We start from the raw sequence: 17,325 nt of genomic DNA, 5'->3' as shown, positions 1-17,325 counted from the left end.
AGCGGAACCTCCGCTGTATTAATTTAGTTACCCGCATCATTAATGAGCCTGCCCTGAAAACATAACGACAGGTTCCTGAAAAGGAGTGTTTTTTTTCATGTCCAGGTCGCTTTTAACCAACGAAACCAGTGAGTTGGATTTACTGGATCAACGTCCTTTCGACCAGAGCGATTTTGATATTCTGAAATCCTACGAAGCGGTGGTGGACGGGTTAGCGATGCTCATTGGCTCCCATTGTGAAATCGTTTTGCACTCTTTGCAGGATTTAAAATGTTCAGCCATTCGTATTGCTAACGGTGAACATACAGGCCGGAAGATTGGTTCGCCAATTACTGACCTGGCGTTACGTATGCTGCACGATATGACTGGCGCGGATAGCAGCGTTTCTAAATGCTACTTTACTCGCGCCAAAAGCGGCGTATTAATGAAGTCGCTGACTATCGCCATTCGTAACCGCGAACAGCGTGTAATTGGCCTGCTGTGCATTAATATGAACCTCGATGTTCCTTTCTCGCAGATTATGAGCACCTTCGTGCCACCAGAGACGCCGGACGTCGGCTCAAATGTCAACTTTGCTTCCTCTGTAGAAGATCTGGTTACCCAAACGCTGGAGTTCACCATCGAAGAAGTGAATGCCGATCGCAATGTTTCCAATAACGCTAAAAATCGCCAGATCGTGCTGAATCTTTACGAGAAAGGGATCTTCGATATTAAAGACGCGATTAATCAGGTTGCTGATCGTCTGAATATTTCCAAACATACTGTTTATCTCTATATTCGCCAGTTCAAAAGTGGCGACTTCCTGGGGCAAGATAAGTAATGCGTTTTGCCATCGTGGTGACCGGGCCAGCATACGGTACGCAACAGGCGAGTAGTGCTTTTCAGTTTGCGCAGGCACTGATAGCCGAAGGCCATGAGTTAAGCAGCGTCTTTTTCTATCGGGAAGGGGTCTATAACGCTAACCAATTGACCTCACCGGCAAGCGATGAATTTGACCTTGTGCGCGGCTGGCAACAGTTGAATACGCAACATGGTGTGGCGCTGAATATCTGCGTAGCGGCAGCATTACGCCGTGGCGTTGTTGATGAAACGGAAGCCGGAAGACTGGGGCTGGCTTCGTCAAACCTTCAGACGGGATTTACCTTAAGCGGACTTGGCGCGCTGGCGGAAGCTTCGCTGACCTGTGACAGGGTGGTACAGTTCTGATGAAACGAATTGCGTTTGTTTTTTCTACTACGCCTCATGGTACAGCTGCTGGTCGGGAAGGTTTAGATGCTTTACTGGCAACTTCCGCATTAACTGACGAGCTGGCCGTCTTCTTTATTGCTGATGGCGTTTTTCAGCTGCTGCCAGGACAAAAGCCCGATACAGTGCTGGCGCGTGATTACATTGCCACTTTTAAATTGTTGGGCCTGTACGACATTGAACAGTGCTGGGTTTGTGCGGCTTCACTGCGCGAACGCGGGTTAGATCCGCAGACATCCTTTGTTGTCGAAGCCACGCCGCTCGAAGCAGATGCCTTACGCCGCGAACTCGCCAACTACGATGTTATTTTGAGGTTTTGAGGCGTTTATGCTGCACACATTACATCGCTCACCATGGCTGACGGATTTTGCTGCGCTGCTGCGTCTGCTCAGTGAGGGCGACGAACTGCTGTTATTGCAAGATGGTGTAACTGCCGCAGTTGACGGTAACCGCTACCTTGAAAGTCTGCGTAATGCCCCCATTAAGGTCTATGCCCTGAACGAAGACCTTATTGCCCGCGGTTTGACTGGTCAAATTTCGAACGACATCATTCCCATTGACTATACTGATTTCGTCAGACTTACGGTTAAGCATACCAGCCAGTTGGCCTGGTGATGGCGGGATCGTTGTATATTTCTTGACACCTTTTCGGCATCGCCCTAAAATTCGGCGTCCTCATATTGTGTGAGGACGTTTTATTACGTGTTTACGAAGCAAAAGCTAAAACCAGGAGCTATTTAATGGCAACAGTTAACCAGCTGGTACGCAAACCACGTGCTCGCAAAGTTGCGAAAAGCAACGTGCCTGCGCTGGAAGCATGCCCGCAAAAACGTGGCGTATGTACTCGTGTATATACTACCACTCCTAAAAAACCGAACTCCGCGCTGCGTAAAGTATGCCGTGTTCGTCTGACTAACGGTTTCGAAGTGACTTCCTACATCGGTGGTGAAGGTCACAACCTGCAGGAGCACTCCGTGATCCTGATCCGTGGCGGTCGTGTTAAAGACCTCCCGGGTGTTCGTTACCACACCGTACGTGGTGCGCTTGACTGCTCCGGCGTTAAAGACCGTAAGCAGGCTCGTTCCAAGTATGGCGTGAAGCGTCCTAAGGCTTAATGGTTCTCCGTTAAGTAAGGCCAAACGTTTTAACTTAAATGTCAAACTAAACTCGTAGAGTTTTGGACAATCCTGAATTAACAACGGAGTATTTCCATGCCACGTCGTCGCGTCATTGGTCAGCGTAAAATTCTGCCGGATCCGAAGTTCGGATCAGAACTGCTGGCTAAATTTGTAAATATCCTGATGGTAGATGGTAAAAAATCTACTGCCGAATCTATCGTATACAGCGCGCTGGAGACCCTGGCTCAGCGCTCTGGTAAATCTGAACTGGAAGCATTCGAAGTAGCTCTCGAAAACGTGCGCCCGACTGTAGAAGTTAAGTCTCGCCGCGTTGGTGGTTCTACTTATCAGGTACCAGTTGAAGTCCGTCCGGTTCGTCGTAATGCTCTGGCAATGCGTTGGATCGTTGAAGCTGCTCGTAAACGCGGTGATAAATCCATGGCTCTGCGCCTGGCGAACGAACTTTCTGATGCTGCAGAAAACAAAGGTACTGCAGTTAAGAAACGTGAAGACGTTCACCGTATGGCCGAAGCCAACAAGGCGTTCGCACACTACCGTTGGTAATCCCTTCGGAGTTTTAGTCACCAGGCGGGCGCTTCCAGTAAGCAGCCCGCTTTGGGCTACTTAAATTGAACGCCTAAAAGATAAACGAGGAAACAAATGGCTCGTACAACACCCATCGCACGCTACCGTAACATCGGTATCAGTGCGCACATCGACGCCGGTAAAACCACTACTACCGAACGTATTCTGTTCTACACCGGTGTAAACCATAAAATCGGTGAAGTTCATGACGGCGCTGCAACCATGGACTGGATGGAGCAGGAGCAGGAACGTGGTATTACCATCACTTCCGCTGCGACTACTGCATTCTGGTCTGGTATGGCTAAGCAGTATGAGCCGCATCGCATCAACATCATCGACACCCCGGGGCACGTTGACTTCACAATCGAAGTAGAACGTTCCATGCGTGTTCTCGATGGTGCGGTAATGGTTTACTGCGCAGTTGGTGGTGTTCAGCCGCAGTCTGAAACCGTATGGCGTCAGGCAAACAAATATAAAGTTCCGCGCATTGCGTTCGTTAACAAAATGGACCGCATGGGTGCGAACTTCCTGAAAGTTGTTAACCAGATCAAAACCCGTCTGGGCGCGAACCCGGTTCCGCTGCAGCTGGCGATTGGTGCTGAAGAACATTTCACCGGTGTTGTTGACCTGGTGAAAATGAAAGCTATCAACTGGAACGACGCTGACCAGGGCGTAACCTTCGAATACGAAGATATCCCGGCAGACATGGTTGAACTGGCTAACGAATGGCACCAGAACCTGATCGAATCCGCAGCTGAAGCTTCTGAAGAGCTGATGGAAAAATACCTGGGTGGTGAAGAACTGACTGAAGCAGAAATCAAAGGTGCTCTGCGTCAGCGCGTTCTGAACAACGAAATCATCCTGGTAACCTGTGGTTCTGCGTTCAAGAACAAAGGTGTTCAGGCGATGCTGGATGCGGTAATTGATTACCTGCCATCCCCGGTTGACGTACCTGCGATCAACGGTATCCTGGACGACGGTAAAGATACTCCGGCTGAACGTCACGCAAGTGATGACGAGCCGTTCTCTGCACTGGCGTTCAAAATCGCTACCGACCCGTTTGTTGGTAACCTGACCTTCTTCCGTGTGTACTCCGGTGTGGTTAACTCTGGTGATACCGTACTGAACTCCGTGAAAGCTGCACGTGAGCGTTTCGGTCGTATCGTTCAGATGCACGCTAACAAACGTGAAGAGATCAAAGAAGTTCGCGCGGGCGACATCGCTGCTGCTATCGGTCTGAAAGACGTAACCACTGGTGACACCCTGTGTGACCCGGATGCGCCGATCATTCTGGAACGTATGGAATTCCCTGAGCCGGTAATCTCCATCGCAGTTGAACCGAAAACCAAAGCTGACCAGGAAAAAATGGGTCTGGCTCTGGGCCGTCTGGCTAAAGAAGACCCGTCTTTCCGTGTATGGACTGACGAAGAATCTAACCAGACCATCATCGCGGGTATGGGCGAACTGCACCTCGACATCATCGTTGACCGTATGAAGCGTGAATTCAACGTTGAAGCGAACGTAGGTAAACCGCAGGTTGCTTACCGTGAAACTATCCGCCAGAAAGTTACCGATGTTGAAGGTAAACACGCGAAACAGTCTGGTGGTCGTGGTCAGTATGGTCATGTTGTTATCGACATGTACCCGCTGGAGCCGGGTTCAAACCCGAAAGGCTACGAGTTCATCAACGACATTAAAGGGGGTGTAATCCCTGGCGAATACATCCCGGCCGTTGATAAAGGTATCCAGGAACAGCTGAAAGCAGGTCCGCTGGCAGGCTACCCGGTAGTAGACATGGGTATTCGTCTGCACTTCGGTTCTTACCATGACGTTGACTCCTCTGAACTGGCGTTTAAACTGGCTGCTTCTATCGCCTTTAAAGAAGGCTTTAAGAAAGCGAAACCAGTTCTGCTTGAGCCGATCATGAAGGTTGAAGTAGAAACTCCGGAAGAGAACACCGGTGACGTTATCGGTGACTTGAGCCGTCGTCGTGGTATGCTCAAAGGTCAGGAATCTGAAGTTACTGGCGTTAAGATCCACGCTGAAGTACCGCTGTCTGAAATGTTCGGATATGCAACTCAGCTGCGTTCTCTGACCAAAGGTCGTGCATCATACACCATGGAATTCCTGAAGTATGATGAAGCGCCGAGTAACGTTGCTCAGGCCGTAATTGAAGCCCGTGGTAAATAAGCCTAAGGGTTAATACCAAAGTCCCGTGCTCTCTCCTGAAGGGGAGAGCACTATAGTAAGGAATATAGCCGTGTCTAAAGAAAAATTTGAACGTACAAAACCGCACGTTAACGTTGGTACTATCGGCCACGTTGACCACGGTAAAACTACTCTGACCGCTGCAATCACCACCGTACTGGCTAAAACCTACGGCGGTGCTGCTCGTGCATTCGACCAGATCGATAACGCGCCGGAAGAAAAAGCTCGTGGTATCACCATCAACACTTCTCACGTTGAATATGACACCCCGACCCGTCACTACGCACACGTAGACTGCCCGGGGCACGCCGACTATGTTAAAAACATGATCACCGGTGCTGCTCAGATGGACGGCGCGATCCTGGTAGTTGCTGCGACTGACGGCCCGATGCCGCAGACTCGTGAGCACATCCTGCTGGGTCGTCAGGTAGGCGTTCCGTACATCATCGTGTTCCTGAACAAATGCGACATGGTTGATGACGAAGAGCTGCTGGAACTGGTTGAAATGGAAGTTCGTGAACTTCTGTCTCAGTACGACTTCCCGGGCGACGACACTCCGATCGTTCGTGGTTCTGCTCTGAAAGCGCTGGAAGGCGACGCAGAGTGGGAAGCGAAAATCCTGGAACTGGCTGGCTTCCTGGATTCCTACATTCCGGAACCAGAGCGTGCGATTGACAAGCCGTTCCTGCTGCCGATCGAAGACGTATTCTCCATCTCCGGTCGTGGTACCGTTGTTACCGGTCGTGTAGAACGCGGTATCATCAAAGTTGGTGAAGAAGTTGAAATCGTTGGTATCAAAGAGACTCAGAAGTCTACCTGTACTGGCGTTGAAATGTTCCGCAAACTGCTGGACGAAGGCCGTGCTGGTGAGAACGTAGGTGTTCTGCTGCGTGGTATCAAACGTGAAGAAATCGAACGTGGTCAGGTACTGGCTAAGCCGGGCACCATCAAACCGCACACCAAGTTCGAATCTGAAGTGTACATTCTGTCCAAAGATGAAGGCGGCCGTCATACTCCGTTCTTCAAAGGCTACCGTCCGCAGTTCTACTTCCGTACTACTGACGTGACTGGTACCATCGAACTGCCGGAAGGCGTAGAGATGGTAATGCCGGGCGACAACATCAAAATGGTTGTTACCCTGATCCACCCGATCGCGATGGACGACGGTCTGCGTTTCGCAATCCGTGAAGGCGGCCGTACCGTTGGTGCGGGCGTTGTTGCTAAAGTTCTGGGCTAATTACACGTTAATTAGTTTCGAATTAAAAGGGCGCTTCGGCGCCCTTTTTGCTGCCCGTAATTTGAGTTCGAAATATTTAGTCGTAATTTGGCGCGCTGAACTGTGGCGCAAATAAAACTGTGCTATTGTAATCATAACTATTCTCATTTACACTTTGCGCAGATTTTGAACGGGAGTAATCATGTACGTTTGTTTGTGTAATGGTGTAAGTGACAAAAAAATTCGCCAGGCAGTTCGTCAGTTTCATCCTCAGTCTTTCCAACAATTACGCAAGTTTATTCCTGTGGGAAATCAATGCGGTAAGTGCATTCGCGCCGCACGCGAAGTGATGCAGGACGAGTTGATGCAGATGCCAGAATTTAAAGAGATTGCCTGAAGATCACGCTTATTTTTTGACATCCCGCTAGCCCCATCTACGCTCTAATAGTGGAAGCGGAGGGACTATAAAATGAAAGGTGATGTTAAAATCATAAATTATCTCAATAAACTATTGGGAAATGAGCTTGTCGCGATCAATCAGTATTTTCTTCATGCCCGGATGTTTAAAAACTGGGGCCTGATGCGCCTTAATGACGTCGAGTACCATGAATCTATCGATGAGATGAAACACGCCGATAAATATATCGAGCGTATTTTGTTCTTAGAAGGGATTCCTAACTTACAGGATTTAGGCAAACTGGGGATTGGTGAAGATGTCGACGAGATGTTGCAATCCGACCTGCGATTAGAGCTGGAAGGTGCGAAGGATCTCCGTGAGGCTATCGCTTATGCCGACAGCGTTCATGACTATGTTAGCCGCGATATGATGATCGAGATCCTTGCTGATGAAGAAGGGCATATCGACTGGCTCGAAACAGAGTTAGATCTCATTGGCAAAATTGGCCTGCAAAATTACCTGCAATCACAAATCAAAGTTAAAGATTAAATTCAGAAAGCAGGCTGTCCCAACCTACAACGAAACCCGCAGTCGCCAGGTATGGCCCAAAAGGCAGCGGGTTTTTTAATGATTCTTTTCCTCTCATAAGCAGACCAATAACTACGGCTCCGCAAGCGAATGAAGCAGCAAGGAAAACCAGCCGTGGCAGGAATGCCCATGTATGCCAGGCGCCAAGGGCCGCGAGAAACTTCACATCGCCATAACCTAATCCTTCTTTATGACGCAGTATGCGATATCCCCAGTAAATGACTGCGAATGTGCCGTAACCAATAATCGCCCCCCATAACGCATCGGCTAAATTGTCAGGATGACAAATTTGATAGAACATAAGACCTGACCAGAGTAATGGGCACGTAAATCTGTCAGGTAACAAGCCATGCTTTGCATCCCAGAAAAAAAGTAGGGCTGTTAAACAAGCGTACAAAGTCAGAAAGGGAAGGGTAGCGTCCATAAAACATCCTCTGTAATTGGAGTAGCACCATCGAATAATTCCTGATACTCAGCAACAGAGAAATCGCGGCTTTGTTAACCTGGTTCCGGTGAAAAACGCTATCTTCACAACCTTACAAATTTCGTGGAATGCTGCTCGCAATCCCCTCATCACGATTAATTTCTACGCGATACTTGCGTGATGCTGAGATTTGCGTATAATGCGCGAGCTTGTCGTAGTTGACAGCAGGTTCAATCTGAACCTCAGATAGTCGAATTTGACTACCTAACAATGCTCCCAATCGGGGAGCTACGTAAGAACGGTTACACTCTCCCATCAATCGTAATGGGTCTGAGGAGTAATCATTTTCGTTTATAAAATAATTGGAGCTCTGGTCTCATGCAGAACCAAAGAATCCGTATCCGCCTGAAAGCGTTTGATCATCGTCTGATCGATCAATCAACTGCGGAAATCGTCGAGACTGCCAAGCGCACTGGTGCGCAGGTTCGTGGTCCGATCCCGCTGCCGACCCGCAAAGAGCGCTTTACCGTTCTGATCTCTCCGCACGTCAATAAAGATGCGCGCGATCAGTACGAAATCCGCACTCACAAGCGTCTGGTTGACATCGTTGAGCCAACCGAGAAAACCGTTGATGCTCTGATGCGTCTGGATCTGGCTGCCGGTGTAGACGTGCAGATCAGCCTGGGTTAATCAGGTCATTGAGCGATTGAGAGGTTGAAACAATGATTGGTTTAGTCGGTAAGAAAGTGGGTATGACCCGTATCTTCACAGAAGATGGTGTTTCTATCCCAGTAACCGTAATCGAAGTTGAAGCAAACCGCGTTACTCAGGTTAAAGACCTGGCTAACGATGGCTACCGTGCTATCCAGGTTACCACCGGTGCTAAAAAAGCAAACCGTGTGACCAAACCTGAAGCTGGCCACTTCGCTAAAGCTGGCGTAGAAGCTGGCCGTGGTCTGTGGGAATTCCGCCTGGCTGAAGGCGAAGAGTTCACTGTAGGTCAGAGCATTAGCGTTGAACTGTTTGCTGACGTTAAAAAAGTTGACGTAACTGGCACCTCTAAAGGTAAAGGTTTCGCAGGTACCGTTAAGCGCTGGAACTTCCGTACCCAGGACGCTACTCACGGTAACTCCTTGTCTCACCGCGTTCCGGGTTCTATCGGTCAGAACCAGACTCCGGGCAAAGTGTTCAAAGGCAAGAAAATGGCAGGTCAGATGGGTAACGAACGTGTAACCGTTCAGAGCCTTGACGTAGTACGCGTTGACGCTGAGCGCAACCTGCTGCTGGTTAAAGGTGCTGTCCCGGGTGCAACCGGTAGCGACCTGATCGTTAAACCAGCTGTGAAGGCGTAAGGAGATAGCAATGGAATTAGTATTGAAAGACGCGCAGAGCGCGCTGACTGTTTCCGAAACTACCTTCGGTCGTGATTTCAACGAAGCGCTGGTTCACCAGGTTGTTGTTGCTTATGCAGCTGGTGCTCGTCAGGGTACTCGTGCTCAGAAGACTCGTGCTGAAGTAACTGGTTCCGGTAAAAAACCGTGGCGCCAGAAAGGCACCGGCCGTGCGCGTTCTGGTTCTATCAAGAGCCCGATCTGGCGTTCTGGTGGCGTGACCTTTGCTGCTCGTCCGCAGGACCACAGTCAAAAAGTTAACAAGAAGATGTACCGCGGCGCGCTGAAAAGCATCCTGTCCGAACTGGTACGTCAGGATCGTCTGATCGTTGTCGAGAAGTTCTCTGTAGAAGCGCCGAAAACTAAGCTGCTGGCACAGAAACTGAAAGACATGGCTCTGGAAGATGTGCTGATCATCACCGGTGAGCTGGACGAAAACCTGTTCCTGGCTGCGCGCAACCTGCACAAGGTTGACGTACGCGATGCAACTGGTATCGACCCGGTTAGCCTGATCGCCTTCGACAAAGTCGTAATGACTGCTGATGCTGTTAAGCAAGTTGAGGAGATGCTGGCATGATTCGTGAAGAACGTCTGCTGAAGGTGCTGCGTGCACCGCACGTTTCTGAAAAAGCGTCTACTGCGATGGAAAAATCCAACACCATCGTACTCAAAGTTGCTAAAGACGCGACCAAAGCAGAAATCAAAGCTGCTGTGCAGAAACTGTTTGAAGTCGAAGTCGAAGTCGTTAACACCCTGGTAGTTAAAGGGAAAGTTAAACGTCACGGACAGCGTATCGGTCGTCGTAGCGACTGGAAAAAAGCTTACGTCACCCTGAAAGAAGGCCAGAATCTGGACTTCGTTGGCGGCGCTGAGTAAGTCGGAGGAGTAATACAATGGCAGTTGTTAAATGTAAACCGACATCTCCGGGTCGTCGCCACGTTGTTAAAGTGGTTAACCCTGAGCTGCACAAGGGCAAACCTTTTGCTCCGTTGCTGGAAAAAAACAGCAAATCCGGTGGTCGTAACAACAATGGCCGTATCACCACTCGTCATATCGGTGGTGGCCACAAGCAGGCTTACCGTATTGTTGACTTCAAACGCAACAAAGACGGTATCCCGGCAGTTGTTGAACGTCTTGAGTACGATCCGAACCGTTCCGCGAACATCGCGCTGGTTCTGTACAAAGACGGTGAACGCCGTTACATCCTGGCCCCTAAAGGCCTGAAAGCTGGCGACCAGATTCAGTCTGGCGTTGATGCTGCAATCAAACCAGGTAACACCCTGCCGATGCGCAACATCCCGGTTGGTTCTACTGTTCATAACGTAGAAATGAAACCAGGTAAAGGCGGTCAGCTGGCACGTTCCGCTGGTACTTACGTTCAGATCGTTGCTCGTGATGGTGCTTATGTCACCCTGCGTCTGCGTTCTGGTGAAATGCGTAAAGTAGAAGCAGACTGCCGTGCAACTCTGGGCGAAGTTGGCAATGCTGAGCATATGCTGCGCGTTCTGGGTAAAGCAGGTGCTGCACGCTGGCGTGGTGTTCGTCCGACCGTTCGCGGTACCGCGATGAACCCGGTAGACCACCCACATGGTGGTGGTGAAGGTCGTAACTTTGGTAAGCACCCGGTAACTCCGTGGGGCGTTCAGACCAAAGGTAAGAAGACCCGCAGCAACAAGCGTACTGATAAATTCATCGTACGTCGCCGTAGCAAATAATTTTAGAGGATAAGCCATGCCACGTTCTCTCAAGAAAGGTCCTTTTATTGACCTGCACTTGCTGAAGAAGGTAGAGAAAGCGGTGGAAAGCGGAGACAAGAAGCCCCTGCGCACTTGGTCCCGTCGTTCAACGATCTTTCCTAACATGATCGGTTTGACCATCGCTGTCCATAATGGTCGTCAGCACGTTCCGGTATTTGTAACCGACGAAATGGTCGGTCACAAACTGGGTGAATTCGCACCGACTCGTACTTATCGCGGCCACGCTGCTGATAAAAAAGCGAAGAAGAAATAAGGTAGGAGGAAGAGATGGAAACTATCGCTAAACATCGCCATGCTCGTTCTTCTGCTCAGAAGGTTCGCCTTGTTGCTGACCTGATTCGCGGTAAGAAAGTGTCGCAGGCTCTGGATATTTTGACCTACACCAACAAGAAAGCGGCTGTACTGGTCAAGAAAGTTCTGGAATCTGCCATTGCTAACGCTGAACACAACGATGGCGCTGACATTGACGATCTGAAAGTTACGAAAATTTTCGTAGACGAAGGCCCGAGCATGAAGCGCATTATGCCGCGTGCAAAAGGTCGTGCAGATCGCATCCTGAAGCGCACCAGCCACATCACTGTGGTTGTGTCCGATCGCTGAGACTCTGGAGACTAGCAATGGGTCAGAAAGTACATCCTAATGGTATTCGCCTGGGTATTGTAAAACCATGGAACTCTACCTGGTTTGCGAACACCAAAGAATTCGCTGACAACCTGGACAGCGATTTTAAAGTACGTCAGTACCTGACTAAGGAACTGGCTAAAGCGTCCGTATCTCGTATCGTTATCGAGCGTCCGGCTAAGAGCATCCGTGTAACCATTCACACTGCTCGCCCGGGTATCGTTATCGGTAAAAAAGGTGAAGACGTAGAAAAACTGCGTAAGGTCGTAGCGGACATCGCTGGCGTTCCTGCACAGATCAACATCGCCGAAGTTCGTAAGCCTGAACTGGACGCAAAACTGGTTGCTGACAGCATCACTTCTCAGCTGGAACGTCGCGTTATGTTCCGTCGTGCTATGAAGCGTGCTGTACAGAACGCAATGCGTCTGGGCGCTAAAGGTATTAAAGTTGAAGTTAGCGGCCGTCTGGGCGGCGCGGAAATCGCACGTACCGAATGGTACCGCGAAGGTCGCGTACCGCTGCACACTCTGCGTGCTGACATCGACTACAACACCTCTGAAGCGCACACCACTTACGGTGTAATCGGCGTTAAAGTGTGGATCTTCAAAGGCGAGATCCTGGGTGGTATGGCTGCTGTTGAACAACCGGAAAAACCGGCTGCTCAGCCTAAAAAGCAGCAGCGTAAAGGCCGTAAATAAGGAGCGTCGCTGATGTTACAACCAAAGCGTACAAAATTCCGTAAAATGCACAAAGGCCGTAACCGCGGTCTGGCGCAGGGTACGGATGTTAGCTTCGGCAGCTTCGGTCTGAAAGCTGTTGGCCGTGGTCGTCTGACTGCACGTCAGATCGAAGCAGCACGTCGTGCTATGACCCGTGCAGTTAAGCGTCAAGGTAAGATCTGGATCCGTGTGTTCCCGGACAAACCGATCACTGAAAAGCCGCTGGCAGTGCGTATGGGTAAAGGTAAAGGTAACGTGGAGTATTGGGTTGCCTTGATTCAGCCGGGTAAAGTCCTGTATGAAATGGACGGTGTTCCGGAAGAGCTGGCCCGTGAAGCATTCAAGCTGGCAGCAGCGAAACTGCCGATTAAAACCACCTTTGTAACTAAGACGGTGATGTAATGAAAGCAAAAGAGCTGCGTGAGAAGAGCGTTGAAGAGCTGAACACCGAGCTGCTGAACCTGCTGCGTGAGCAGTTCAACCTGCGTATGCAGGCTGCAAGTGGCCAGCTGCAACAGTCTCACCTGTTGAAGCAAGTGCGTCGCGATGTCGCACGCGTTAAGACTTTACTGAACGAGAAGGCGGGTGCGTAATGACCGATAAAATCCGTACTCTGCAAGGTCGCGTTGTTAGCGACAAAATGGAGAAATCCATTGTTGTTGCTATCGAACGTTTTGTGAAACACCCGATCTACGGTAAATTCATCAAGCGTACGACCAAACTGCACGTACATGACGAGAACAACGAATGCGGTATCGGTGACGTGGTTGAAATCCGCGAATGCCGTCCGCTGTCCAAGACTAAATCCTGGACGCTGGTTCGCGTTGTAGAGAAAGCGGTTCTGTAATACAGTACACTCTCTCGATACGAATAAACGGCTCAGAAATGAGCCGTTTATTTTTTCTACCCATATCCTTGAAGCGGTGTTATAATGCCGCGCCCTCGATATGGGGATTTTTAACGACCTGATTTTCGGGTCTCAGTAGTAGTTGACATTAGCGGAGCACTAAAATGATCCAAGAACAGACTATGCTGAACGTCGCCGACAACTCCGGTGCACGTCGCGTAATGTGTATCAAGGTTCTGGGTGGCTCGCACCGTCGCTACGCAGGCGTAGGCGACATCATCAAGATCACCATCAAAGAAGCAATTCCGCGTGGTAAGGTCAAAAAAGGTGATGTGCTGAAGGCGGTAGTGGTGCGCACCAAGAAGGGTGTTCGTCGCCCGGACGGTTCTGTCATTCGCTTCGATGGTAATGCTTGTGTTCTTCTGAACAACAACAGCGAGCAGCCTATCGGTACGCGTATTTTTGGGCCGGTAACTCGTGAGCTTCGTAGTGAGAAGTTCATGAAAATTATCTCTCTGGCACCAGAAGTACTCTAAGGAGCGAATCATGGCAGCGAAAATCCGTCGTGATGACGAAGTTATCGTGTTAACCGGTAAAGATAAAGGTAAACGCGGTAAAGTTAAGAATGTCCTGTCTTCCGGCAAGGTCATTGTTGAAGGTATCAACCTGGTTAAGAAACATCAGAAGCCGGTTCCGGCCCTGAACCAACCGGGTGGCATCGTTGAAAAAGAAGCCGCTATTCAGGTTTCCAACGTAGCAATCTTCAATGCGGCAACCGGCAAGGCTGACCGTGTAGGCTTTAGATTCGAAGACGGTAAAAAAGTCCGTTTCTTCAAGTCTAACAGCGAAACTATCAAGTAATTTGGAGTAGTACGATGGCGAAACTGCATGATTACTACAAAGACGAAGTAGTTAAAAAACTCATGACTGAGTTTAACTACAATTCTGTCATGCAAGTCCCTCGGGTCGAGAAGATCACCCTGAACATGGGTGTTGGTGAAGCGATCGCTGACAAAAAACTGCTGGATAACGCAGCAGCAGACCTGGCAGCAATCTCCGGTCAAAAACCGCTGATCACCAAAGCACGCAAATCTGTTGCAGGCTTCAAAATCCGTCAGGGCTATCCGATCGGCTGTAAAGTAACTCTGCGTGGCGAACGCATGTGGGAGTTCTTTGAGCGCCTGATCACTATTGCTGTACCGCGTATCCGTGACTTCCGTGGCCTGTCCGCTAAGTCTTTCGACGGTCGTGGTAACTACAGCATGGGTGTCCGTGAGCAGATCATCTTCCCAGAAATCGACTACGATAAAGTCGACCGCGTTCGTGGTTTGGATATTACCATTACCACTACTGCGAAATCTGACGAAGAAGGCCGTGCTCTGCTGGCTGCCTTTGACTTCCCGTTCCGCAAGTAAGGTAGGGTTACTAAATGGCTAAGCAATCAATGAAAGCACGCGAAGTAAAACGCGTAGCTTTAGCTGATAAATACTTCGCGAAACGCGCTGAACTGAAAGCGATCATCTCTGATGTGAACGCTTCCGACGAAGATCGTTGGAACGCTGTTCTCAAGCTGCAGACTCTGCCGCGTGATTCCAGCCCGTCTCGTCAGCGTAACCGCTGCCGTCAAACAGGTCGTCCGCATGGTTTCCTGCGGAAGTTCGGGTTGAGCCGTATTAAGGTCCGTGAAGCCGCTATGCGCGGTGAAATCCCGGGTCTGAAAAAGGCTAGCTGGTAATTGTCACCAATTGAATCACGGGAGTAAAGACAGATGAGCATGCAAGATCCGATCGCGGATATGCTGACCCGTATCCGTAACGGTCAGGCCGCGAACAAAGCTGCGGTCACCATGCCTTCCTCCAAGCTGAAAGTGGCAATCGCCAACGTGCTGAAGGAAGAAGGTTTTATTGAAGATTTTAAAGTTGAAGGCGACACCAAGCCTGAACTGGAACTTACTCTGAAGTATTTCCAGGGCAAAGCTGTTGTAGAAAGCATTCAGCGTGTCAGCCGCCCAGGTCTGCGCATCTATAAACGTAAAGATGAGCTGCCGAAAGTTATGGCGGGTCTGGGTATCGCAGTTGTTTCTACCTCTAAAGGTGTTATGACTGATCGTGCAGCGCGCCAGGCTGGTCTTGGTGGCGAAATTATCTGCTACGTAGCCTAATCGGAGGAAAAAATGTCTCGTGTTGCTAAAGCACCGGTCGTTGTTCCTGCCGGCGTTGACGTAAAAATCAACGGTCAGGTTATTACGATCAAAGGTAAAAACGGCGAGCTGACTCGTACTCTCAACGATGCTGTTGAAGTTAAACATGCAGATAATACCCTGACCTTCGGTCCGCGTGATGGTTACGCAGACGGTTGGGCACAGGCTGGTACCGCGCGTGCCCTGCTGAACTCAATGGTTATCGGTGTTACCGAAGGCTTCACTAAGAAGCTGCAGCTGGTTGGTGTAGGTTATCGTGCAGCGGTTAAAGGGAACGTAGTAAACCTGTCTTTAGGTTTCTCTCACCCAGTTGACCATCAGCTGCCAGCGGGAATCACTGCTGAATGTCCGACTCAGACTGAAATCGTGCTGAAAGGCGCTGATAAGCAGGTGATCGGCCAGGTTGCAGCGGATCTGCGCGCCTACCGTCGTCCTGAGCCTTACAAAGGCAAGGGTGTTCGTTACGCCGACGAAGTCGTGCGTACCAAAGAGGCTAAGAAGAAGTAAGGTAACACTATGGATAAGAAATCTGCTCGTATCCGTCGTGCGACCCGCGCACGCCGCAAGCTCCAGGAGCTGGGCGCAACTCGCCTGGTGGTACATCGTACCCCGCGTCACATTTACGCACAGGTAATTGCACCGAACGGTTCTGAAGTTCTGGTAGCTGCTTCTACTGTAGAAAAAGCTATCGCTGAACAACTGAAGTACACCGGTAACAAAGACGCGGCTGCAGCTGTGGGTAAAGCTGTCGCTGAACGCGCTCTGGAAAAAGGCATCAAAGATGTATCCTTTGACCGTTCCGGGTTCCAATATCATGGTCGTGTCCAGGCACTGGCAGATGCTGCCCGTGAAGCTGGCCTTCAGTTCTAAGGTAGAGGTGTAAGATGGCTCACATCGAAAAACAAGCTGGCGAACTGCAGGAAAAGCTGATCGCGGTAAACCGCGTATCTAAAACCGTTAAAGGTGGTCGTATTTTCTCCTTCACAGCTCTGACTGTAGTTGGCGATGGTAACGGTCGCGTTGGTTTTGGTTACGGTAAAGCGCGTGAAGTTCCAGCAGCGATCCAGAAAGCGATGGAAAAAGCCCGTCGCAATATGATTAACGTCGCGCTGAATAACGGCACTCTGCAACACCCTGTTAAAGGTGTTCATACGGGTTCTCGCGTATTCATGCAGCCGGCTTCCGAAGGTACCGGTATCATCGCCGGTGGTGCAATGCGCGCCGTTCTGGAAGTCGCTGGGGTTCATAACGTTCTGGCTAAAGCGTATGGTTCCACCAACCCGATTAACGTGGTTCGTGCAACTATCGATGGCCTGGAAAATATGAATTCTCCAGAAATGGTCGCTGCCAAGCGTGGTAAATCCGTTGAAGAAATTCTGGGGAAATAAACCATGGCAAAGACTATTAAAATTACTCAAACCCGCAGTGCAATCGGTCGTCTGCCGAAACACAAGGCAACGCTGCTTGGCCTGGGTCTGCGTCGTATTGGTCACACCGTAGAGCGCGAGGATACTCCTGCTATTCGCGGTATGATCAACGCGGTTTCCTTCATGGTTAAAGTTGAGGAGTAAGAGATGCGTTTAAATACTCTGTCTCCGGCCGAAGGCTCCAAAAAGGCGGGTAAACGCCTGGGTCGTGGTATCGGTTCTGGCCTCGGTAAAACCGGTGGTCGTGGTCACAAAGGTCAGAAGTCTCGTTCTGGCGGTGGCGTACGTCGCGGTTTCGAGGGTGGTCAGATGCCTCTGTACCGTCGTCTGCCGAAATTCGGCTTCACTTCTCGTAAAGCAGCGATTACAGCCGAAGTTCGTCTGTCTGACCTGGCTAAAGTAGAAGGCGGTGTTGTAGACCTGAACACGCTGAAAGCGGCTAACATTATCGGTATCCAGATCGAGTTCGCGAAAGTGATCCTGGCTGGCGAAGTAACTACTCCGGTAACTGTTCGTGGCCTGCGTGTTACTAAAGGCGCTCGTGCTGCTATCGAAGCTGCTGGCGGTAAAATCGAGGAATAA

General features: G+C 50.1%; 32 protein-coding genes. 31 read left to right on the top strand and 1 reads right to left on the bottom strand.

The window, feature by feature from the left end:
* Positions 1-97 precede the first annotated feature (97 nt).
* From K0335_RS06610 to bfr, 10 genes are all read left to right on the top strand, one after another.
* Positions 98-820, top strand: a complete 723-nt coding sequence (locus tag K0335_RS06610) for a transcriptional regulator (RefSeq protein ID WP_000091461.1) — start codon at positions 98-100, stop codon at positions 818-820.
* Positions 820-1,206 carry a sulfurtransferase complex subunit TusD gene (gene tusD, locus K0335_RS06605; protein WP_001209698.1) on the top strand — a complete coding sequence of 129 codons (387 nt, stop codon included), beginning with the start codon at positions 820-822 and terminating at the stop codon, positions 1,204-1,206. The genes K0335_RS06610 and tusD overlap by 1 nt, the downstream gene beginning before the upstream one ends.
* Positions 1,206-1,565: a sulfurtransferase complex subunit TusC gene (gene tusC / locus K0335_RS06600; protein WP_000820733.1), complete on the top strand. Its 360-nt coding sequence runs from the start codon at positions 1,206-1,208 to the stop codon at positions 1,563-1,565. The genes tusD and tusC overlap by 1 nt, the downstream gene beginning before the upstream one ends.
* Before the next feature lie 7 nt (positions 1,566-1,572).
* Entirely contained in the window at positions 1,573-1,860 is a 288-nt protein-coding gene (gene tusB / locus K0335_RS06595; protein WP_000903378.1) for a sulfurtransferase complex subunit TusB, read from the top strand.
* Between the two features lie 125 nt (positions 1,861-1,985).
* Positions 1,986-2,360: a 30S ribosomal protein S12 gene (gene rpsL / locus K0335_RS06590; protein ID WP_000246815.1), complete on the top strand. Its 375-nt coding sequence runs from the start codon at positions 1,986-1,988 to the stop codon at positions 2,358-2,360.
* A 96-nt stretch (positions 2,361-2,456) separates the two neighbouring features.
* Positions 2,457-2,927: a 30S ribosomal protein S7 gene (gene rpsG / locus K0335_RS06585; protein ID WP_001138043.1), complete on the top strand. Its 471-nt coding sequence runs from the start codon at positions 2,457-2,459 to the stop codon at positions 2,925-2,927.
* 96 nt (positions 2,928-3,023) lie between these two features.
* Complete coding sequence (gene fusA / locus K0335_RS06580; RefSeq protein WP_000124700.1) at positions 3,024-5,138, top strand: elongation factor G; 2,115 nt, start codon at positions 3,024-3,026, stop codon at positions 5,136-5,138.
* A 70-nt stretch (positions 5,139-5,208) separates the two neighbouring features.
* Entirely contained in the window at positions 5,209-6,393 is a 1,185-nt protein-coding gene (tuf, locus tag K0335_RS06575) for an elongation factor Tu (RefSeq protein WP_000031783.1), read from the top strand.
* Positions 6,394-6,574: 181 nt separating this feature from the next.
* A complete protein-coding gene (bfd, locus tag K0335_RS06570; protein ID WP_000289090.1) occupies positions 6,575-6,769 on the top strand; it encodes a bacterioferritin-associated ferredoxin in 195 nt (64 codons plus the stop codon).
* 72 nt (positions 6,770-6,841) lie between these two features.
* Positions 6,842-7,318 (top strand): bacterioferritin, encoded by a 477-nt coding sequence (gene bfr / locus K0335_RS06565; RefSeq protein ID WP_000675512.1) that lies wholly within the window; start codon positions 6,842-6,844, stop codon positions 7,316-7,318.
* Here the strand turns inward: bfr and K0335_RS06560 are convergent.
* A complete protein-coding gene (locus tag K0335_RS06560; RefSeq protein WP_000340172.1) occupies positions 7,308-7,781 on the bottom strand; it encodes an A24 family peptidase in 474 nt (157 codons plus the stop codon). The two genes, bfr and K0335_RS06560, sit on opposite strands and share 11 nt — an antisense overlap.
* 378 nt (positions 7,782-8,159) lie before the next feature.
* On the opposite strand from K0335_RS06560, the gene rpsJ reads away from it, so the two are divergent.
* The 21 genes from rpsJ to rplO all read left to right on the top strand — a co-directional run bounded on the left by rpsJ (position 8,160) and on the right by rplO (position 17,325).
* Positions 8,160-8,471 carry a 30S ribosomal protein S10 gene (rpsJ, locus tag K0335_RS06555; RefSeq protein WP_001181005.1) on the top strand — a complete coding sequence of 104 codons (312 nt, stop codon included), beginning with the start codon at positions 8,160-8,162 and terminating at the stop codon, positions 8,469-8,471.
* Between the two features lie 32 nt (positions 8,472-8,503).
* On the top strand, positions 8,504-9,133 hold the full coding sequence (rplC, locus tag K0335_RS06550) for a 50S ribosomal protein L3 (protein WP_000579833.1): 630 nt from the start codon (positions 8,504-8,506) through the stop codon (positions 9,131-9,133).
* A gap of 10 nt (positions 9,134-9,143) precedes the next feature.
* Positions 9,144-9,749 carry a 50S ribosomal protein L4 gene (gene rplD, locus K0335_RS06545; protein WP_000424395.1) on the top strand — a complete coding sequence of 202 codons (606 nt, stop codon included), beginning with the start codon at positions 9,144-9,146 and terminating at the stop codon, positions 9,747-9,749.
* Complete coding sequence (gene rplW, locus K0335_RS06540) at positions 9,746-10,048, top strand: 50S ribosomal protein L23 (RefSeq protein ID WP_000617544.1); 303 nt, start codon at positions 9,746-9,748, stop codon at positions 10,046-10,048. The genes rplD and rplW overlap by 4 nt, the downstream gene beginning before the upstream one ends.
* Positions 10,049-10,065: 17 nt before the next feature.
* The gene (gene rplB / locus K0335_RS06535) at positions 10,066-10,887 is read left to right on the top strand and encodes a 50S ribosomal protein L2 (protein ID WP_000301864.1); all 822 of its coding nucleotides are present in this window, start codon (positions 10,066-10,068) and stop codon (positions 10,885-10,887) included.
* Between the two features lie 16 nt (positions 10,888-10,903).
* Positions 10,904-11,182, top strand: a complete 279-nt coding sequence (gene rpsS, locus K0335_RS06530) for a 30S ribosomal protein S19 (protein ID WP_001138117.1) — start codon at positions 10,904-10,906, stop codon at positions 11,180-11,182.
* A 14-nt stretch (positions 11,183-11,196) separates the two neighbouring features.
* Entirely contained in the window at positions 11,197-11,529 is a 333-nt protein-coding gene (rplV, locus tag K0335_RS06525) for a 50S ribosomal protein L22 (protein WP_000447529.1), read from the top strand.
* A gap of 17 nt (positions 11,530-11,546) precedes the next feature.
* The gene (gene rpsC / locus K0335_RS06520; protein ID WP_000529945.1) at positions 11,547-12,248 is read left to right on the top strand and encodes a 30S ribosomal protein S3; all 702 of its coding nucleotides are present in this window, start codon (positions 11,547-11,549) and stop codon (positions 12,246-12,248) included.
* A 12-nt stretch (positions 12,249-12,260) separates the two neighbouring features.
* Positions 12,261-12,671, top strand: coding sequence for a 50S ribosomal protein L16 (rplP, locus tag K0335_RS06515; protein WP_000941212.1), 411 nt, complete (start codon positions 12,261-12,263; stop codon positions 12,669-12,671).
* On the top strand, positions 12,671-12,862 hold the full coding sequence (rpmC, locus tag K0335_RS06510; protein WP_000644741.1) for a 50S ribosomal protein L29: 192 nt from the start codon (positions 12,671-12,673) through the stop codon (positions 12,860-12,862). The genes rplP and rpmC overlap by 1 nt, the downstream gene beginning before the upstream one ends.
* Entirely contained in the window at positions 12,862-13,116 is a 255-nt protein-coding gene (gene rpsQ, locus K0335_RS06505) for a 30S ribosomal protein S17 (protein WP_000130100.1), read from the top strand. Before rpmC ends, rpsQ begins: the two co-directional genes overlap by 1 nt.
* A gap of 164 nt (positions 13,117-13,280) precedes the next feature.
* Positions 13,281-13,652 (top strand): 50S ribosomal protein L14, encoded by a 372-nt coding sequence (gene rplN, locus K0335_RS06500; protein ID WP_000613955.1) that lies wholly within the window; start codon positions 13,281-13,283, stop codon positions 13,650-13,652.
* Between the two features lie 10 nt (positions 13,653-13,662).
* Positions 13,663-13,977: a 50S ribosomal protein L24 gene (rplX, locus tag K0335_RS06495; RefSeq protein ID WP_000729185.1), complete on the top strand. Its 315-nt coding sequence runs from the start codon at positions 13,663-13,665 to the stop codon at positions 13,975-13,977.
* A 14-nt stretch (positions 13,978-13,991) separates the two neighbouring features.
* Complete coding sequence (gene rplE / locus K0335_RS06490) at positions 13,992-14,531, top strand: 50S ribosomal protein L5 (protein WP_001096200.1); 540 nt, start codon at positions 13,992-13,994, stop codon at positions 14,529-14,531.
* A gap of 14 nt (positions 14,532-14,545) precedes the next feature.
* Positions 14,546-14,851 (top strand): 30S ribosomal protein S14, encoded by a 306-nt coding sequence (gene rpsN / locus K0335_RS06485; protein WP_001118930.1) that lies wholly within the window; start codon positions 14,546-14,548, stop codon positions 14,849-14,851.
* Positions 14,852-14,884: 33 nt separating this feature from the next.
* A complete protein-coding gene (gene rpsH / locus K0335_RS06480) occupies positions 14,885-15,277 on the top strand; it encodes a 30S ribosomal protein S8 (RefSeq protein ID WP_000062611.1) in 393 nt (130 codons plus the stop codon).
* A gap of 12 nt (positions 15,278-15,289) precedes the next feature.
* A complete protein-coding gene (rplF, locus tag K0335_RS06475; protein ID WP_000091947.1) occupies positions 15,290-15,823 on the top strand; it encodes a 50S ribosomal protein L6 in 534 nt (177 codons plus the stop codon).
* A 9-nt stretch (positions 15,824-15,832) separates the two neighbouring features.
* Positions 15,833-16,186 (top strand): 50S ribosomal protein L18, encoded by a 354-nt coding sequence (gene rplR / locus K0335_RS06470; protein ID WP_000358960.1) that lies wholly within the window; start codon positions 15,833-15,835, stop codon positions 16,184-16,186.
* Positions 16,187-16,200: 14 nt separating this feature from the next.
* On the top strand, positions 16,201-16,704 hold the full coding sequence (gene rpsE, locus K0335_RS06465) for a 30S ribosomal protein S5 (protein ID WP_000940121.1): 504 nt from the start codon (positions 16,201-16,203) through the stop codon (positions 16,702-16,704).
* A 3-nt stretch (positions 16,705-16,707) separates the two neighbouring features.
* Complete coding sequence (gene rpmD / locus K0335_RS06460; RefSeq protein ID WP_001140433.1) at positions 16,708-16,887, top strand: 50S ribosomal protein L30; 180 nt, start codon at positions 16,708-16,710, stop codon at positions 16,885-16,887.
* A gap of 3 nt (positions 16,888-16,890) precedes the next feature.
* Entirely contained in the window at positions 16,891-17,325 is a 435-nt protein-coding gene (gene rplO / locus K0335_RS06455; RefSeq protein WP_001238917.1) for a 50S ribosomal protein L15, read from the top strand.

This window comes from Escherichia sp. GZ89 (genome assembly GCF_019366485.1).
GTDB lineage: Bacteria > Pseudomonadota > Gammaproteobacteria > Enterobacterales > Enterobacteriaceae > Escherichia > Escherichia fergusonii.
The sequence above is the reverse complement of the archived record's forward strand: the minus strand, read 5'-3'. Positions and strand labels throughout refer to the sequence as shown.

What these genes read in the sequence shown, in the direction of transcription:
- rplO (WP_001238917.1), top strand. Translation starts at nt 16,891, where the DNA reads ATGCGTTTAAATACTCTGTCTCCGGCCGAAGGCTCCAAAAAGGCGGGT.
- rplB (WP_000301864.1), top strand. Translation starts at nt 10,066, where the DNA reads ATGGCAGTTGTTAAATGTAAACCGACATCTCCGGGTCGTCGCCACGTT.
- rplD (WP_000424395.1), top strand. Translation starts at nt 9,144, where the DNA reads ATGGAATTAGTATTGAAAGACGCGCAGAGCGCGCTGACTGTTTCCGAA.
- rplR (WP_000358960.1), top strand. Translation starts at nt 15,833, where the DNA reads ATGGATAAGAAATCTGCTCGTATCCGTCGTGCGACCCGCGCACGCCGC.
- rpsL (WP_000246815.1), top strand. Translation starts at nt 1,986, where the DNA reads ATGGCAACAGTTAACCAGCTGGTACGCAAACCACGTGCTCGCAAAGTT.
- rpsS (WP_001138117.1), top strand. Translation starts at nt 10,904, where the DNA reads ATGCCACGTTCTCTCAAGAAAGGTCCTTTTATTGACCTGCACTTGCTG.
- rplE (WP_001096200.1), top strand. Translation starts at nt 13,992, where the DNA reads ATGGCGAAACTGCATGATTACTACAAAGACGAAGTAGTTAAAAAACTC.
- rpsC (WP_000529945.1), top strand. Translation starts at nt 11,547, where the DNA reads ATGGGTCAGAAAGTACATCCTAATGGTATTCGCCTGGGTATTGTAAAA.
- tusB (WP_000903378.1), top strand. Translation starts at nt 1,573, where the DNA reads ATGCTGCACACATTACATCGCTCACCATGGCTGACGGATTTTGCTGCG.
- rpmD (WP_001140433.1), top strand. Translation starts at nt 16,708, where the DNA reads ATGGCAAAGACTATTAAAATTACTCAAACCCGCAGTGCAATCGGTCGT.
- rpsJ (WP_001181005.1), top strand. Translation starts at nt 8,160, where the DNA reads ATGCAGAACCAAAGAATCCGTATCCGCCTGAAAGCGTTTGATCATCGT.
- bfr (WP_000675512.1), top strand. Translation starts at nt 6,842, where the DNA reads ATGAAAGGTGATGTTAAAATCATAAATTATCTCAATAAACTATTGGGA.
- K0335_RS06610 (WP_000091461.1), top strand. Translation starts at nt 98, where the DNA reads ATGTCCAGGTCGCTTTTAACCAACGAAACCAGTGAGTTGGATTTACTG.
- rpsQ (WP_000130100.1), top strand. Translation starts at nt 12,862, where the DNA reads ATGACCGATAAAATCCGTACTCTGCAAGGTCGCGTTGTTAGCGACAAA.
- rplC (WP_000579833.1), top strand. Translation starts at nt 8,504, where the DNA reads ATGATTGGTTTAGTCGGTAAGAAAGTGGGTATGACCCGTATCTTCACA.
- rpsG (WP_001138043.1), top strand. Translation starts at nt 2,457, where the DNA reads ATGCCACGTCGTCGCGTCATTGGTCAGCGTAAAATTCTGCCGGATCCG.
- rplV (WP_000447529.1), top strand. Translation starts at nt 11,197, where the DNA reads ATGGAAACTATCGCTAAACATCGCCATGCTCGTTCTTCTGCTCAGAAG.
- bfd (WP_000289090.1), top strand. Translation starts at nt 6,575, where the DNA reads ATGTACGTTTGTTTGTGTAATGGTGTAAGTGACAAAAAAATTCGCCAG.
- rpmC (WP_000644741.1), top strand. Translation starts at nt 12,671, where the DNA reads ATGAAAGCAAAAGAGCTGCGTGAGAAGAGCGTTGAAGAGCTGAACACC.
- rplN (WP_000613955.1), top strand. Translation starts at nt 13,281, where the DNA reads ATGATCCAAGAACAGACTATGCTGAACGTCGCCGACAACTCCGGTGCA.
- rplF (WP_000091947.1), top strand. Translation starts at nt 15,290, where the DNA reads ATGTCTCGTGTTGCTAAAGCACCGGTCGTTGTTCCTGCCGGCGTTGAC.
- tusD (WP_001209698.1), top strand. Translation starts at nt 820, where the DNA reads ATGCGTTTTGCCATCGTGGTGACCGGGCCAGCATACGGTACGCAACAG.
- rplW (WP_000617544.1), top strand. Translation starts at nt 9,746, where the DNA reads ATGATTCGTGAAGAACGTCTGCTGAAGGTGCTGCGTGCACCGCACGTT.
- rpsE (WP_000940121.1), top strand. Translation starts at nt 16,201, where the DNA reads ATGGCTCACATCGAAAAACAAGCTGGCGAACTGCAGGAAAAGCTGATC.
- K0335_RS06560 (WP_000340172.1), bottom strand. Translation starts at nt 7,781, where the DNA reads ATGGACGCTACCCTTCCCTTTCTGACTTTGTACGCTTGTTTAACAGCC.
- rplP (WP_000941212.1), top strand. Translation starts at nt 12,261, where the DNA reads ATGTTACAACCAAAGCGTACAAAATTCCGTAAAATGCACAAAGGCCGT.
- rpsH (WP_000062611.1), top strand. Translation starts at nt 14,885, where the DNA reads ATGAGCATGCAAGATCCGATCGCGGATATGCTGACCCGTATCCGTAAC.
- tusC (WP_000820733.1), top strand. Translation starts at nt 1,206, where the DNA reads ATGAAACGAATTGCGTTTGTTTTTTCTACTACGCCTCATGGTACAGCT.
- rpsN (WP_001118930.1), top strand. Translation starts at nt 14,546, where the DNA reads ATGGCTAAGCAATCAATGAAAGCACGCGAAGTAAAACGCGTAGCTTTA.
- rplX (WP_000729185.1), top strand. Translation starts at nt 13,663, where the DNA reads ATGGCAGCGAAAATCCGTCGTGATGACGAAGTTATCGTGTTAACCGGT.
- fusA (WP_000124700.1), top strand. Translation starts at nt 3,024, where the DNA reads ATGGCTCGTACAACACCCATCGCACGCTACCGTAACATCGGTATCAGT.